The sequence below is a fragment of the Halorubellus salinus genome (genome assembly GCF_020567525.1).
Taxonomy (GTDB): Archaea; Halobacteriota; Halobacteria; order Halobacteriales; family Natrialbaceae; genus Halorubellus; species Halorubellus salinus.
This window is the reverse complement of the sequence record NZ_JAJCVI010000004.1, coordinates 117,944-131,973: the sequence shown is the minus strand read 5'-3', so window position 1 is coordinate 131,973 and position 14,030 is coordinate 117,944. Positions and strand designations below refer to the sequence as shown.

The 14,030-nt window shown below is 67.2% G+C and carries 11 protein-coding genes; 3 read left to right on the top strand and 8 right to left on the bottom strand.

What is annotated here, in order from left to right:
* Positions 1-21: 21 nt before the first annotated feature.
* From LI336_RS11860 to LI336_RS11850, 3 genes are all read left to right on the top strand, one after another.
* Positions 22-1,221, top strand: a complete 1,200-nt coding sequence (locus LI336_RS11860) for a hypothetical protein (RefSeq protein WP_227133345.1) — start codon at positions 22-24, stop codon at positions 1,219-1,221.
* Between the two features lie 99 nt (positions 1,222-1,320).
* Positions 1,321-2,073 (top strand): DUF5781 family protein, encoded by a 753-nt coding sequence (locus LI336_RS11855; RefSeq protein ID WP_227133344.1) that lies wholly within the window; start codon positions 1,321-1,323, stop codon positions 2,071-2,073.
* 449 nt (positions 2,074-2,522) lie between these two features.
* Positions 2,523-3,347: a DUF6159 family protein gene (locus LI336_RS11850; RefSeq protein WP_227133343.1), complete on the top strand. Its 825-nt coding sequence runs from the start codon at positions 2,523-2,525 to the stop codon at positions 3,345-3,347.
* A gap of 68 nt (positions 3,348-3,415) precedes the next feature.
* Here LI336_RS11850 and LI336_RS11845 read toward each other — a convergent pair whose 3' ends face one another.
* From LI336_RS11845 to rpoB, 8 genes are all read right to left on the bottom strand, one after another.
* Positions 3,416-4,030, bottom strand: coding sequence for a 30S ribosomal protein S7 (locus LI336_RS11845; protein ID WP_227133342.1), 615 nt, complete (start codon positions 4,028-4,030; stop codon positions 3,416-3,418).
* Positions 4,031-4,032: 2 nt separating this feature from the next.
* Entirely contained in the window at positions 4,033-4,461 is a 429-nt protein-coding gene (locus LI336_RS11840; protein WP_166038610.1) for a 30S ribosomal protein S12, read from the bottom strand.
* Between the two features lie 244 nt (positions 4,462-4,705).
* Positions 4,706-6,172, bottom strand: a complete 1,467-nt coding sequence (locus LI336_RS11835) for a sensor histidine kinase (protein ID WP_227133341.1) — start codon at positions 6,170-6,172, stop codon at positions 4,706-4,708.
* 117 nt (positions 6,173-6,289) lie between these two features.
* Positions 6,290-7,453 carry a tubulin/FtsZ family protein gene (locus tag LI336_RS11830; RefSeq protein ID WP_227133340.1) on the bottom strand — a complete coding sequence of 388 codons (1,164 nt, stop codon included), beginning with the start codon at positions 7,451-7,453 and terminating at the stop codon, positions 6,290-6,292.
* A 177-nt stretch (positions 7,454-7,630) separates the two neighbouring features.
* On the bottom strand, positions 7,631-8,050 hold the full coding sequence (locus LI336_RS11825) for a NusA-like transcription termination signal-binding factor (protein ID WP_227133339.1): 420 nt from the start codon (positions 8,048-8,050) through the stop codon (positions 7,631-7,633).
* Complete coding sequence (rpoA2, locus tag LI336_RS11820) at positions 8,050-9,270, bottom strand: DNA-directed RNA polymerase subunit A'' (RefSeq protein ID WP_227133338.1); 1,221 nt, start codon at positions 9,268-9,270, stop codon at positions 8,050-8,052. Before rpoA2 ends, LI336_RS11825 begins: the two co-directional genes overlap by 1 nt.
* Entirely contained in the window at positions 9,263-12,196 is a 2,934-nt protein-coding gene (locus LI336_RS11815) for a DNA-directed RNA polymerase subunit A' (RefSeq protein ID WP_227133337.1), read from the bottom strand. Before LI336_RS11815 ends, rpoA2 begins: the two co-directional genes overlap by 8 nt.
* Before the next feature lie 3 nt (positions 12,197-12,199).
* The gene (gene rpoB, locus LI336_RS11810; protein WP_227133336.1) at positions 12,200-14,029 is read right to left on the bottom strand and encodes a DNA-directed RNA polymerase subunit B; all 1,830 of its coding nucleotides are present in this window, start codon (positions 14,027-14,029) and stop codon (positions 12,200-12,202) included.
* Between the last annotated feature and the right edge of the window lies 1 nt (position 14,030).

Genomic DNA, 14,030 nt, shown 5'->3' with positions numbered 1-14,030 from the left:
CGACTACGGTACATCGTCATCATGGACGAGGAGGACACGACGCGTCGACGCGTGCTCGCCGCTGGGGGGATTGCGAGCGTGTTCGGGCTCTCGGGGTGCCTGCGGTTGAGTCAGGCGGAGTCGACCGGGACGGCCACGAGCGATGACAGCGCCACGACGAGCGCGGACGAGTCGACGACCGACCGCGCCACGAGAACGACCGAGGCATCGACCGACACCGAGACGGAATCGGAGACCACCGAGGACGACGGCGAGGCGACGTACCCGCCGGGCGTCAGCGACGACGGCGTGACCGAGGCGCTCGTGCTCGAGCACCGACAGCGGACGACCGGGCAGTCCCGGACCGTCGAGACGGAGTACATGGGGTTCAACCGGCGGACGACGAAGCTCGACGGGAGCGGTCGGATGCGCGTCGAGAGCTCGCGCGGCCCGGAGACGTACGTCGAGGACCGCCAGCTCTACCAGCGACTCACCCTCGGCGGGCAAGCGGTGTACGCGTACCACGACGAACTCCGCTTCGACTTCCGGCCGACGGTACTCTCGGGGACGGACCTCCTGGAGGCGCTCGTGCGAGGCGGTGCGTTCGCGCCGGTCGGCGAGCAGACTCGGGACGGGGAGACGCTGTTCATCCTCGAGGCCGACGAGATGGCGAACGCGTCCGCGCTCGAGGAGTCCCGGACGGTGAGCCGGTACTTCCGGCAGTCGGAGTTCCCGCTGAGTTCGTTCTCCGGGTCCGCGCTCGCCACCGAGGACGGCGTCGTCAGCGAGATGGAGGCGTTCCTCCAGGGGGACGGCGACGGTGGGACGTTCGCCGTGAACACGAGCGACGTCGGCGAGACGACCGTGACGACGCCGTCCTGGAAGGACGCGGCGAAGCGCGAGGCGGCGACGTTCGACGCGTCGCTGTCCGCCGACGGGTCGTACATCGAGCTCGTCCAGACGGGCGGGCAGGCCATCGGCGCGGAGACGGACGTCCGCTTCCAGATCGACGCGTTCGACCGCGCGGACTACTTCAACGGCCGCTATCAGGGGTCGACGAGCGAGGGGGCGACGTTCTACCTGTACAAGACCGGCGAGACCACGGACTTCGGGAGTCCGAAGCTCGGCGTGTCGAAGAACTCGAAGCCGTCGACGAGTCCGGCCGGGACGTGGTCGAGCGACTCGGGCGTGAACGTGCGCGTGGAGACCCTCGAACTCGCCGACATCCCCGAGGTCGCCTGACCGGTGCGTGCGAGCCCACGGGTGGGGAATCGTCGGGCGTCTCGGCGAGTGCCGGGGCCGCAACCCTCATACCCGCCCGAACCATTGTGATACTGTAACATGGACGTTCGTGTCCAGGGTCGTGCGCCACCCGCTCCGTTCCTCGGCGCGCAGGACCGCTTCGAGACCGAGTACGACGTCTCCCTCCCCGTGCACGTGCACGTCCGGAGCGACCCGGACGAACGCACGTGGAGCGGACACTACGAGGACAAGCACGTCCTCAACATCTCCCAGCAAGCCGCGACGTCCGCGATGGCGCGCGAGCTCGCACTCCACGAGTACGCGCACATGGCCAGGTACGAGGAGGAACACCCCTCGCACCTCCAGAGCACCGACGAAGCCCTGTTCCTCGGGCTCGCTGGCAACAGCGTCGAACGCCGGAAGGTCGCGCACTGCTATCAGATCGCGAACCACATGAAGGACATCTACGCCGACGACATCACGTGCAGTCTCGGCGATAGCGACAAGCTCGTCTCGTTCTTCGAGGCGAGTCTCGCCGCCGCCATCAGCGACCACGGCACCCCACCCAGGGCGGGACTGACCCCGGTCACGGCCGACGCAGACCCCGAGATAACGGCCGTGAACGCTGCGTTCGCGCTCGCACTCTGCGAACGCCACGAGCTCGTCACCGACGGTCACCGCCTCTACGACCTCGCGCACGCCGCCGGCGAGGACGCTCCCGGCGTCAGCGTCGACTCCTTCAAACGCCACTTCCGCGGCCTCGGCGACGACCCCACCGAGAGCGAGTACCGCAAAGCCCTCGTCGACGTCACCCGCGAGTACGCCCTCGGCGGCCAACAGGCAGCGGACTAACGGACTCCACGAGCATCCGGCGGCCCCCAGGCCGTCGGTTCGTTCTCGCTACCTCCTCCACGAGCATCCGGCGGCCCCCAGGCCGCCGGTGCTGTCGGTCGACCGCGACGAATTCTAGAAAGAGTCGGGTGACAGTTCGGCGAACGCTCTTTTCTGGTGGTGTCGAAGAAGTGCATGGGTCGCGGGTTCCCTGCACGATAGGCGTTCCCGTAAGCGACCCATTCGACGACGAGAGACTCGCTTCGGCGTGGACCGCGACGCGCGCCGGCGGCCATCCCCCGCCGTCGGCGACTCCCCCTCCGACGCGACCGCAACCACTCCCCCGCTGGCATCCGGCTCCCGCGGACGGCGAGCGCGACGGGCGCGACGCTCGTTCGCTGCGAGACCGAGCGACGGCGGCACTCCCCTCGCCCGTACTTATTTATCCGTAGGCGCGGCGTGTAATCCTCATGGGATTCTTCGACCGACTGAAGACCGGGTGGGCGCTCACGAAGGACAGCATCAGCGTGCTCCGCGGCGACCCGGAACTCGCCGTGTTCCCGCTCGTCGGGTCGGTCGCGGGCCTGCTGTACGTCGCGCTCCTCGTCGTCCCCGGGTTCTTCCTGGCGAGCAGCGACATCGGCGTCCTCCAGTACGCCCTCCTGTTCGTCCTCTACTTCGGGTCGACGTTCATCGCGTCGTTCACGACCGCCGCGCTCATGCACGAGACGCGGAAGGCGTTCAGGGGCGAGGAACCGTCGTTCAAGAGCGGGATGAGCGCGGCGTGGCGGCACAAACGCACGCTCCTCGCGTGGAGCGCCGTCTCCGCGACCGTCGGCGTCATCATCCAACTCATCGACAGTCAGGACAACTTCCTCGCGGAGATCCTCGCGAGCATCATCAGCGTCGGCTGGAGCATCCTCACGTACTTCGTCATCCCCGTCATCACGTTCGAGGACGTCGGCGTCCGCGGCGCCATCGCGCGCAGCGGCGAGACGTTCAAGAACACGTGGGGCGAGACCGCCGGCGCGACGTTCGGCGTCGGCATCGTCACCATCCTCTTCATGCTCCCCGTCGCCATCCTCGCAGTCGGCATCGTCGTCCTCGGCGGCCTCGGCGGCGGTGCACTCGGCTTCGGGGGCGCCCTCCTCGTCGCCGCCTCCCTCCTGTTCGTCGCGTACATCTTCACCGCGACGCTCGGCTCCATCGCACGCCTCGCACTCTACGTGTACGCCACCGACGGCGAACGACCGAGCGCGTTCGACGACGTCGACCTCGGGCGCGTCCCCGAGTAGACGACGCGACCGCGCGCGACGACGCTACCGCTCTCGACTCGTCGAGAACGAAGAGAGAAAGACCGAAATTAGCGTGCTGCGGCCGCGACGCGCTCGGACTCTTCCTTCTGGTTGATCGCGTACGTCTGAACGTCGTAGTTCGCAGCGCCCGTGAGCTGCTGGGCGAGCGCCTCCGCCGCGGTCGTCGTCGTCTTGAACGACGACCCGTGAACGCCCTCCGCGATGAACATCAGGGACTGGTCGACGCGTCGCTGCGGTGCGACGTCGACCGCCTTCGGGACCGAGATGCCACCGTACTTCAGGCGCACCGTCTCCTCGCGCGGTGCCGCGTTCTCGACGGCCTCGACGAGCACCTGCACCGGGTTCTCCTCGGTGCGCTCGTGGACAATCTCGAACGCTTCACGCACGATCTGCAGGGCCTGCTGCTTCTTGCCCGTGTTCTCCTCGGTCTGCATCAGGCGGTTCGCGAGTCGCTCCACGATGGAGAGCTCGCTCTTCTTGAACTGCTTGCCGGCGTGGCGGCCCATCGTGTGCGCGATCGGCGTGACCGTGATGTAGCGCTCCGTGGACGGGTCGCTGTACTCGATACCGGTGATGTCCCACTGGTCGAAGAGCTGGGCGCGCGCGCCCTCCTCGTCGGTCCCGGCGGGCTTCTCGGGTTCGGGTGTGTCCTCTTCCGACATGATTATCGAACTGGTTTCTCTGCGTTCCCGCGGACGAGTTCGATCATCGACACGCCGTTGACCTTCTCGACCTTGTAGTTGACACCCGAGAGGTCGCCCATCGCACGACCCTTCGCCCCACCGATACCGGCGATGGTGACCTCGTCGTGCTCGTCGATGAACGAGATCGCGCCGTCACCGGGACAGAACGCGGTGACCTGCTTCCCGTTCTTGATGAGCTGGACCCGGACGCACTTCCGGATCGCGGAGTTCGGCTGTTTCGCTTCGATACCTACCTTCTCGAGGACGATGCCGCGACCCTGCGGCGCGCCCTCGAGCGGGTCGGACTTCTTGCGAAGTCCACGCTCTCGTCGCGCGTAGTCCGAGTCGGACCACCGCTGCTGCTGGCGGTCCTTCTTGAGCTTGCGCGCGGCGTACTTGCCGTTCGCCATAGTACAAGTCGCTATCTTACGGAGGCACTTAAGCCCACCCTTTTCGAGACGGCGTGACGGCCTGAGGTCGCTCTAGCGACCCCGATAACGCTCTCTCAGCCCGTTTCGGTTCGCGCGTTGACGCGTTCTGCGCGCGCCGTAGCGCCGAAGCCGGCGTCAGCCCGCGCGAGAGCGCTCGCTGACACGGCGCGGACTCTCGGTCCCGCCCCGTCCCCTCGTCAGGTCGTCTCCCACCCCGTCGTCCCTACGTCGGGTCGACTCGCGCTCTGTCGAGTCGGATGGCGACGACCCCGCCGTCGCCGTCGGCGAGCTCGGGTGCGAAGAGTTCGCCGCCGGCGGAATCGACCGCCCACTTCGCGATCCAGAGGCCGAGGCCGGTCCCGTGCCTGGTCGGCGTTATCTCGCCGTCGTCCAGGACGACCGCGCGCTCGTCCTCGGGGAGCCCCGGGCCGTCGTCGGCCACGCTGACCGTGACCGTTCCGGTCTCTGGGTCGTCGTCGACCGACACCCGCACGGTCGCCGGTCCGTCGCTCGTGGAACCGTGTTCCACGCTGTTCCCGGACTCCGTCCGGGAGCAGGGAGAGCCGTGCTCGACCGCGTTCTCGACGAGCTGTTCGATGGCGCGTTCGAGGTGGCGGTGGGCGTGCACGTGCGCGACCTCGGGGGCGTCAACGGTCACGTCGGCGTCGGCGTGGCGTCCGTGGACGTTCGCGACCGCGGAGTCGACGGCGGCGACGACGTCGACGACGGTCCGGTCGCGAGGGTCGTGGTCGACGACGGCACCGAGCTGGCGGACCTTCCGGCTGGCGTCCGCGAGCCGTTCGGCGACGTGCTGGACGGTGCGAGCGCGCTCGCGTTGCACGTCGGTCGTGGCGTCCGCCGCGAGCAACGCCGCGTACCCCGTGATCGTCGTCAGGTCGTTCCCGAGGTTGTGTCGGAGGACGCGGTTCAACACCTGGAGGCGTCGTTCGCGGCGTTCGCGGTCGCTGACGTCGCGAGCGACACCGGCGGCACCGCGGAACTCGCCGTCTGCGTCATGCAGCGGCGCGAAGTGGTCCTCCACGGGAACGACCGACCCGTCCGCGGTCACCATCTCGACCGCGACGGTCGCACGCTCCAGGCCGTCCGTCATCATCGCCTCCGTCACCTCGCGGATGCGGTCGGCGCTCGCCGCCGTCAACGTCTCCTCGAAGTGGAGGTCGCCGCGCATCGCTCTCGCCTTCGAGTACCCGAACGCCTCCTCGTAGGCCTCGTTCGCGAACACGCTATAGCCGTCCTCGTCGACGACCCAGACGGGGTCCGCGAGGCTCTCGACGATGGCCTCGTATCGTCGCTGCGCCGCGCCATCCGGGCGACTCGGTACCTCGGCGAGGTCCTGGACGCGCTCGGCGAGCGTCCCCGAGTCCGCGCTCGCCGGCACGTAGCCGGCCGCGCCAGCGGCGACCACCTCGCCGGCGACCGCCGCGTCGCTCGTCCGGTCCCGGACGACGACCGGGGCGTCACTGACGTCCACGACGGTCCGGGTCGTCTCGACGGCGTCGACCGCGGGCGGATCGTGCTCGATGACGATACACTGGAATGGTTCGTCCGCGAGCGCGCTCGCGAGCGACCGGTCGTCGGTCGCCACCGCAACCGCGAACGCCTCGCGTGCGGCGAGCGTGCTCGCGACGCTCGCCACCCCATCGACCGCGAGCACGCGCAGGTCAGTCATCCTCGTCGTCACCAACTCGTCGTCGACCCGTCTAAACGTACCGGCAACCGAACGTCGAAAACCGACCGTCGAACCACGACAGCGACCCCCACGTCCGGTTCGACGGAGCCGACGGCGTCAGAACAGCGGCGGGAGCTCCTCGTCGCCCGTGTCCAGGAGCGCGTCGAGGTTCGCGTCGCTCTGCTCGCGGAGGTCGTCGATGTTCTCCATCGCCTCGACCGCGACCGCCTGCAGTTGCTTCACGCGCGGGACGTTCGTCACGCCCGACAGCAGGACGACGCACGCGACCGAGGACTCCTTGGGCATCGGGAAGTCGCCGCCGCGGACCTCCATCGACCCGGTCTGTTCCTCGAGCCACGTCCGCCCGCGCTCGATGCCCTTCCGGTTCAGGTACTCGGGCGGCCCAGCGACGACGAGCAACGCACGCTCCGCGCCCTGAACCTCACACGGCAACGTCAAGCGACCGAGCGTCGCCTTCCGAACGAGGCTCGTGATGCGGTTCGTCGTGTCGACGTCGTCCAGTTGCTTCTTCGAGAACCGCGACAGCAACCCGGAGTCGCCACGGTCGACGTGGTCGACCGCGTACCCGATACTGGACACGCCACCGTTCCCGAGCGTGTTGATGATCTCGCTCGCGTCGACGACGCTCTCCGCGACCGTATCCCCGTCGTCGACCTCGCCCGCCGAGAACAGGACGTTGAGTCGCCGGACGATCTCCTCGTTTATCGAATCGTACCCGCCTTCGAGGCTCTCGCCGCTGTGCCGCCAGCCGTCGTTGTCGAACACGATGACGTTGTCCGCCTCCCGGACGAACGTCTGGAACGACCGCGCGGCGTTCAGCGTGTAGATGCCGCCCTCGTCGCTCCCCGGGAGGATACCGAGGCCGTACACGGGCTCGCTGTAGATGCGCTTGAGGTGCTTCGCGAGCACCGGCGCCCCACCCGAGCCGGTTCCGCCACCGAGACCCGCGATGACGAGGAACGCGTCCACCTCGTGCGTCGGGATGTCGTCGATCGCACTCTGGATCTCTCCGATGTCCTCCTCGGCGATCTCTGCACCAAGCTCGTTGTCCGCACCCACGCCGTGGCCCTTCACGCGCGTCTGCCCGACGAGCACCCGTCGGTCCTCGGGTACGTGCTCGAGCCCGCGGAGGTCCGCCTTCGCCGTGTTCACCGCGACAGCCCCACGGACGACCGACCCCTTCGTCTGTCGGTCGAACGCGATGAACTCGTCGAGGACCTTCCCCCCAGCCTGCCCGAACCCGATTATCGCCAGTTTCACGCCCGCTCACCCCGGACACTACCCTCGTGAATCATACGTAGATATCACGCACGACGAGGATAAATAGGTACGCACGCCGACGGGTTCGCGGTCGCGAGCGACCACGTCGACTCGACGTCGTCGACGTCCACCGACTCGCCTACGTCAACTCGATGTCGTCGACGTCCACCGACTCGCCTACGTCAACTCGATGTCGTCGACGTCCACGTGCCGTCGCGCGAGCGCCCGCGCCGCCTCGATGTTCCGACCGTCCGCACCGATGGCGACACCGGTGTCGGCCTCGTCGACCTCCACGTACGCGACCGTATCACCGTTCTCGCTGACCGTGACGTTGTACACCGCCGCCGGCGCGAGCGCGTTCGCGACGAAATCACCGGGCGTGTTCGCGTCCTCGACGAGCTTCGCGTCGCGCCCGAGGCGCTCCTCGAACTCGCCGACGTGCTCGCCGCCCGGCCCGATCGCCTCACCCATGTCACCGCGGGCGACCAGGACGACCACGCGGTCGTCGTACACCAGGCAATCCAGCCCGGTCGCGCCCGTGACGTCCTCGAACAGCCCGAGGACCCGGCGCGCCTCGTCCGACAGCGTCCGCGCCATCAGTCCGCTTGCTCGCCCGACTTCGACAGCGACCCCATCCGGAGGTCGACGTCACCCGTCCCGAGCTTGATCGGCTTCCCGACGATGACGTTCTCCGTCACACCGTTCAGGTCGTCGACCTCGCCGTGAATGGCGGCGTCGAGCAGGTGATTGACCGTGACCTCGAACGCCGCACGCGCGAGCACCGACTCCTTCGACCCACTGATACCGTGCCGGCCGATGGACTCGATCTCGCCGCGGTTCGTCATCATGTCCGCGACCAACATCAGGTGCCGGACGTTCACGTTGTCCAACCCCTGCTCTTTCAGCGTGTCGTTGGTCTCCTCGATGATGGTCTCCCGGGCAGCCTCGATACCGAGCGTCCGATGGATCTCGTGGATGTTGTTACACGACGACCGCGAGGCGTCCACGCCCTCGATCTCCAGGGCGTCACCGAACGACGACCCTTCCGTGTACAGCACGAACTCCTCGCGTTCCTCGTCCTCGGGCGTCTCGACGTCCTCCTTCCGGATGACGACCCGCGAGATCTCCTCGATACCCTTGAACGTGATCTCGCGGAGCTCCTCGACGAGCTGGAGGAGGTCGCGGTAACTCGGCTCCTCGGGCCCGAACTGGACGTTCGTCCCCTTCTGGATCGTCGTCACACCGAGCGAATCCTCGATGATCTCCGCGATCTCACCGGCGATCTCGCCGGTGTCGGCCACCGTCGGCCAGCGCTCCTGGAGCGTATCAGGGTTCAGGTCGATGGAGACGTTCATGTCCGCGACGTTCGTCGACACGTCCCCGAGCGCGAGGATCTTCGTCGCCTCGAGCTGCCAGACGACCTCGTGGGCGCGCTCGCGGCTCTCCGCGTACTCGTCCTCGAGGTAGATCGTCATCATCGGCGTGTCCGGCGTCTTCCGCGCGTCCACGAGCTCGATGAGACGCGGCAGTCCCTGCGTCACGTCGATCTCCGCGACGCCCGCGTAGTGGAACGTGTTCATCGTCAGCTGCGTCCCCGGCTCACCGATCGACTGCGCACTCACCGTCCCGACCGGGTCGAGCGGCTCGACGCGCGTCTCCCGGTAGCGGTTCTCGACGGCCTTCGCGATCTCGTCGGCCGCCTCCACGCTCAGACTCCGCTCCTCGACGACGCGATACACGTCCTCGCGGAGGTCCTCCGGAATGTCGCGGTCCTCGACGACCGCTTCCACGTCCGCCGAGACGTCGAACTCAGTCATCCGACTCCACCTCCGTGAGGAGGTCGGGGTTACGACGCGCTTCCGCGTGCTCTGAGAGGTTCGTCGGACGGGCCTCGTCGCCGAGGAACTCCGCCTTCGACTGCGCGTCCGCGAACTCGTTGTCGAGGATGCGGTCCGCGATCTGCTCGACGTCCACGCCACTCTCCGCGTCGTGTGCGACCTGGACCGGACTCGTCGAGTCCTCACCGAACTCGAACTGAACGATCGTGTCCGAGGTGTCCCGGACCGTGCCGTCGTACTGCGTCTCCAGTTCGGACAGCGCGTTGATGAGGCGCCGCTGGAGGTACCCGGACTTCGACGTCCGGACGGCCGTGTCCACGAGGCCCTCGCGGCCACCCATCGCGTGGAAGAAGAACTCCCGCGGCGTCAACCCGCCCGTGTAGGAGTGCTCGACGAACCCGTGCGCGTCAGCGCTCAGGTCGTCCTTCTTGTAGTGGCTGAGGGTGCGGTCCTCGTACCCGCGGTTGATGCGGTTCCCACGAACCGCCTGCTGGCCGACACAGCCAGCCATCTGCGTGAGGTTCAGCATCGACCCACGCGCCCCGGAGTTCGCCATGACGACCGCCGGGTTCTCCTCGTCGAAGTGCTCCTCGGCGATGTCCCCAGCGTTGTCACGCGCCTTCCCGAGCGTCTGCATGATCTTCATCTCGAGGGTCTCGTCGACCGTGCGACCGGGGAGGCTCTCGAGTTCGCCCTTCTCGTACGTCTCGATGAGCTCCTCCGTGCGGTCGTAGGCCTCGTCGATCGTCTCGTCGATGCGGTCCTGGGCTTCCGTCGAGATGGTCTCGTCGTCGATCCCGATCGAGAACCCGAAGTGCATGATCGAGCGCATCGCGAGCGCCGCGACCTCGTTGATGAAGATGCGAGCGCGCGTCGTCCCGTACACCTTCACGATCGTGTCGACGATCTGCCCGCCGAACTCGCCGACCTCGTCCTCCGCGATGGTGCCCTCGACGAGCGTCCCGTCCTCGACGACGACGTCGTCGCCGACGGTCCCGCGGAACTCGATGTTGAGGTCGTCCGGCAGCAGCTCCGAGAAGATGTCGCGACCCGTCCAGTACGGCTCGCCCGCTTCCTCGCCGCTCGGGTCGGGGAGCTCGTCGATACGGGTCGCACGCAGCAGGTCGAGCGCCTGCGTCTCGTTGAAGTGCGGGTTCTGGTTCGTCAGCAGGTACGTCCCGCTGATGTGGTCCTGGATGGCGCCGATGATGTTCTCACCGAACCGCGGCGAGAGGATCTGCTCCTGGACGCGCATCAGGACGCGCGCCTCCGCTCGCGCCTCCTCGTTCTGGAGGGCGTGCATGTTCATCTCGTCGCCGTCGAAGTCAGCGTTGTACGGCGGACAGACGACGGTGTTCAGGCGGAACGTCTTCGACGGCATCACGACGACCTCGTGCGCCATGATGGACATCCGGTGCAGCGACGGCTGCCGGTTGAAGACGACGATGTCGCCGTCGACGAGGTGGCGGTTGACCTCCCAGCCGGCCTCGACCTTCTCGGAGAGCTCCTCGCAGTTCTTCTCCGTGACCTTCAGCCGACGCCCGTCCGGTCGCTTCACGTAGTTCGCGCCCGGATGACCTTCCGGCCCGTTGGAGACGTACCGGCGCGCGTCCGCGAGGTTGCGCTCCGTGACGTTCATCGTCTGCGTCATCTCCTTCGCGACGCGATCCGGGACGCCGACCTCGTTCAGCGAGAGCGTCGGGTCCGGACTGATGACGGTACGAGCACTGAAGTTCACGCGCTTCCCGGACAGCGACCCACGGAATCGACCCTCCTTGCCCTTGAGGCGCTGGGAGAGCGTCTTCAGCGGGCGCCCGGAGCGGTGTCGCGCCGGCGGCGTGCCCGAGATCTCGTTGTCCATGAACGTCGTCACGTGGTACTGCAGGAGCTCCCAGAGGTCCTCGATGATGAGCTGGGGCGCCCCCGCCTCGCGGTTCTCCATGAACCGCTGGTTGATACGGATGATGTCCACGAGCTTGTGCGTGAGGTCGTCCTCGCTGCGCTGCCCGTTGTCGAGCGTGATGGACGGTCGCGCCGTCACCGGCGGTACCGGAAGCACCGTCAAGATCATCCACTCCGGCCGACTGCGGTCGGGGTTGATGCCGAGCACCTCGAGGTCCTCGTCGGGGATGTCCTCGAACCAGTCCCGGATGTCGCTCGGCATCAGCTTGTTCATGTCCTCCTCGGTGAGGTCCACGTCGAGCGCCTTCTCGATGGCCTTCCGGTCGGACTCACGCGGCCGGAACTCCCCGGAGAGGATCTCGTTGACACGCGACAGGTCGATCTCGGTGGCTTCGGCGAGCTCCTCGCGACCCATCGGCGCCACGTCCTCCTCCTCGTCGCCCTGCATCGCGCTCGCGATTTCCTGCGAGTACTCCGACGTGAGGACCTGCTGGACCTCGTAGTACGTCGTCGGCTTCTCGTGCTGGATGTCGAACTGGACCTCGCCACAGAACGGACACCGGTCCTTCTTGCGCGCCTGCCGGATCGCGGCCTTCGTCACGTCGTTCAGGTCGTTCCCGAGCTTCCGCGCGTTGTTCAGGTCGCGAGCGAAGTCCTCGCGCTCGTCCTCGGTGAGACAGAGCCGCGCGCACTCGCGGCACGTCCCACGCAGCAGTCGTCGGATGAGCTTCGTGAACCCGACGTGGATGACGGGCGCCGCCAGCTCGATGTGACCGAAGTGCCCGTTACACGACCCGCTGTGCTTCCCGCAGGTCTTGCACTCCAACCCCGGGTCGATGACGCCGAGACGCGGGTCCATGAGCCCCATGTCGATGGGGAACCCGTCGTCGTCGTACGTGTCGGCCGTGATGACCTTCGTCGCACTCATCTCGCGGTACTCCTCCGGGTCCATCAGCCCGAAGCTGATCTCCCCTATCTCCTTGGGTGATTGTCCTGTCGACATGGTTCAGACTGCGTCCTCCAGTTCGAGTCGCGGCGCGATACCGAGCGCCTTCATCTCGTCCAGCAGGAGCTTGAAGGCGTAACTCATCTCTATCTCGTGGATGTCCGTCTCCTCACCGCAGTTCGGACAGTACACACGCCGCTGGTCGACGTTCTCCACTGCACTCATCCCGCACTCCCCGCAGACGTTGATGAACTCGCGGTCGGACTCGTCGAGCAAGCGCTCCTTGAGCGCCATCGCCGCACCGTGCCCGATGAGGACGTCGCGTTCCATCTCCCCGACGCGCAGGCCGCCCTCGCGAGCACGCCCCTCCGTGGGCTGTCGCGTGAGCACCTGCACGGGGCCACGCGAACGCGCGTGGAGCTTGTTCGAGACCATGTGGTACAGCTTCTGGTAGAAGATGACCCCGACGAAGATCTCCGCCTCAATCTTCTCCCCGGACACGCCCGAGTAGAGGATCTCCTTCCCCGAGGAGTGGAAGCCGCGGTCCTCCAAGCCACCGCGGATCTCGTCCTCGTTCTCGCCCGTGAACGGCGTCCCGTCGACGCGGCGTCCCTCGAGCGCGCCCGTCTTCCCGCCGAGCATCTCCAGGACGTGCCCGACCGTCATCCGCGACGGGAGCGCGTGCGGGTTCAGGACGAGGTCCGGAACGACCCCTTCCTGCGTGAACGGCATGTCCTCCTGGGGCGCGATGTGACCGACGACGCCCTTCTGGCCGTGCCGGGACGCGAACTTGTCCCCGAGCTCGGGGATGCGTTCGTCGCGCACCGAGACCTTCGAGAGCTTCGAGCCGTCCTCGCCCTCCATCAACGTCACCGTGTCCACGACACCGGACTCGCCGGAACGCATCGTCACCGACGTCTCGCGGCGCTTCTGGGGGCTGAGACCACCCATGTCGTCGGGCTCCTCGAGGAAGCGCGGCGGGCTCGTCTTCCCGAGCAGCACGTCGTTCTCGCCGACGCGCGTCTCCGGGTTCACGAGACCGTCCTCGTCCAGGTGCGTGTACGCCTCCTCACCGCGCGCACCACGCACGTCCTGACTCGGGATCTCGAAGCGATCCTCCTGGCCACCGGGATACCGGCGTTCCTCGCCCTCGTACGTCCGGAAGAAGTGCGAGCGAGCGAGCGCACGGTCCACGGAGCCCTGGTTCATCACGAGCGCGTCCTCGATGTTGAACCCCTCGTAGGACATCACGGCGACGACGAAGTTCTGCGCCGCCGGCCGGTCGTCGTACCCGATCTGCTCCGTCGTCTGCGTCTTCACCATCGACAGCTGCGGGTAATGCAGGAGGTGCTGGCGCGTGTCCGGCCGGATCCGGTAGTTCGCGCTCGGCAGCCCGAGACTCTGCTTGATCATCCCCGCACCCATCGTGATGCGCGGACTCGCGTTGTGCTCGGGGTACGGGATCATCCCCGCACCGATCCCGAAGATCAGCTGCGGGTCGACCTCGAGATGCGTGTGGTCCGCAGTGACGTCCTCGCGGTCCACGGCAACGAGGATGTCCTCCTCCTCCTCCGCGTCGATGAACTCGATGCGACCGTTGTCGACGAGGTCCTGGAACTCGAGCTCGCCGTCCTCGAGCGCCTCGATCTCCGTCTCGTCGATGAGCGGCTCGCCCTCCTCGACGACGATGAGCGGCCGGCGCGCACGCCCCGCGTCCGCGTTGATGATGACCTCGCGCGTCCGGTCCTTCACGGACACGTTCACCATCTCCGAGATGTCGCCGAATCGCCGCTCCTCGCGGATCTGGTCGGCAAGCTGATGCGGTTCGGGATGTGTCCCGACGAGACTACCGTTCACGTACACCTTCGCTTCGCGTTGCTGTTTACTCATG

Bases quoted from the DNA above. Each gene is read 5' to 3' on its own strand.
- LI336_RS11860 (WP_227133345.1), top strand. From the start codon at position 22: ATGGACGAGGAGGACACGACGCGTCGACGCGTGCTCGCCGCTGGGGGG.
- LI336_RS11855 (WP_227133344.1), top strand. From the start codon at position 1,321: ATGGACGTTCGTGTCCAGGGTCGTGCGCCACCCGCTCCGTTCCTCGGC.
- LI336_RS11850 (WP_227133343.1), top strand. From the start codon at position 2,523: ATGGGATTCTTCGACCGACTGAAGACCGGGTGGGCGCTCACGAAGGAC.
- LI336_RS11845 (WP_227133342.1), bottom strand. From the start codon at position 4,030: ATGTCGGAAGAGGACACACCCGAACCCGAGAAGCCCGCCGGGACCGAC.
- LI336_RS11840 (WP_166038610.1), bottom strand. From the start codon at position 4,461: ATGGCGAACGGCAAGTACGCCGCGCGCAAGCTCAAGAAGGACCGCCAG.
- LI336_RS11835 (WP_227133341.1), bottom strand. From the start codon at position 6,172: ATGACTGACCTGCGCGTGCTCGCGGTCGATGGGGTGGCGAGCGTCGCG.
- LI336_RS11825 (WP_227133339.1), bottom strand. From the start codon at position 8,050: ATGGCGCGGACGCTGTCGGACGAGGCGCGCCGGGTCCTCGGGCTGTTC.
- rpoA2 (WP_227133338.1), bottom strand. From the start codon at position 9,270: ATGACTGAGTTCGACGTCTCGGCGGACGTGGAAGCGGTCGTCGAGGAC.
- LI336_RS11815 (WP_227133337.1), bottom strand. From the start codon at position 12,196: ATGTCGACAGGACAATCACCCAAGGAGATAGGGGAGATCAGCTTCGGG.
- rpoB (WP_227133336.1), bottom strand. From the start codon at position 14,029: ATGAGTAAACAGCAACGCGAAGCGAAGGTGTACGTGAACGGTAGTCTC.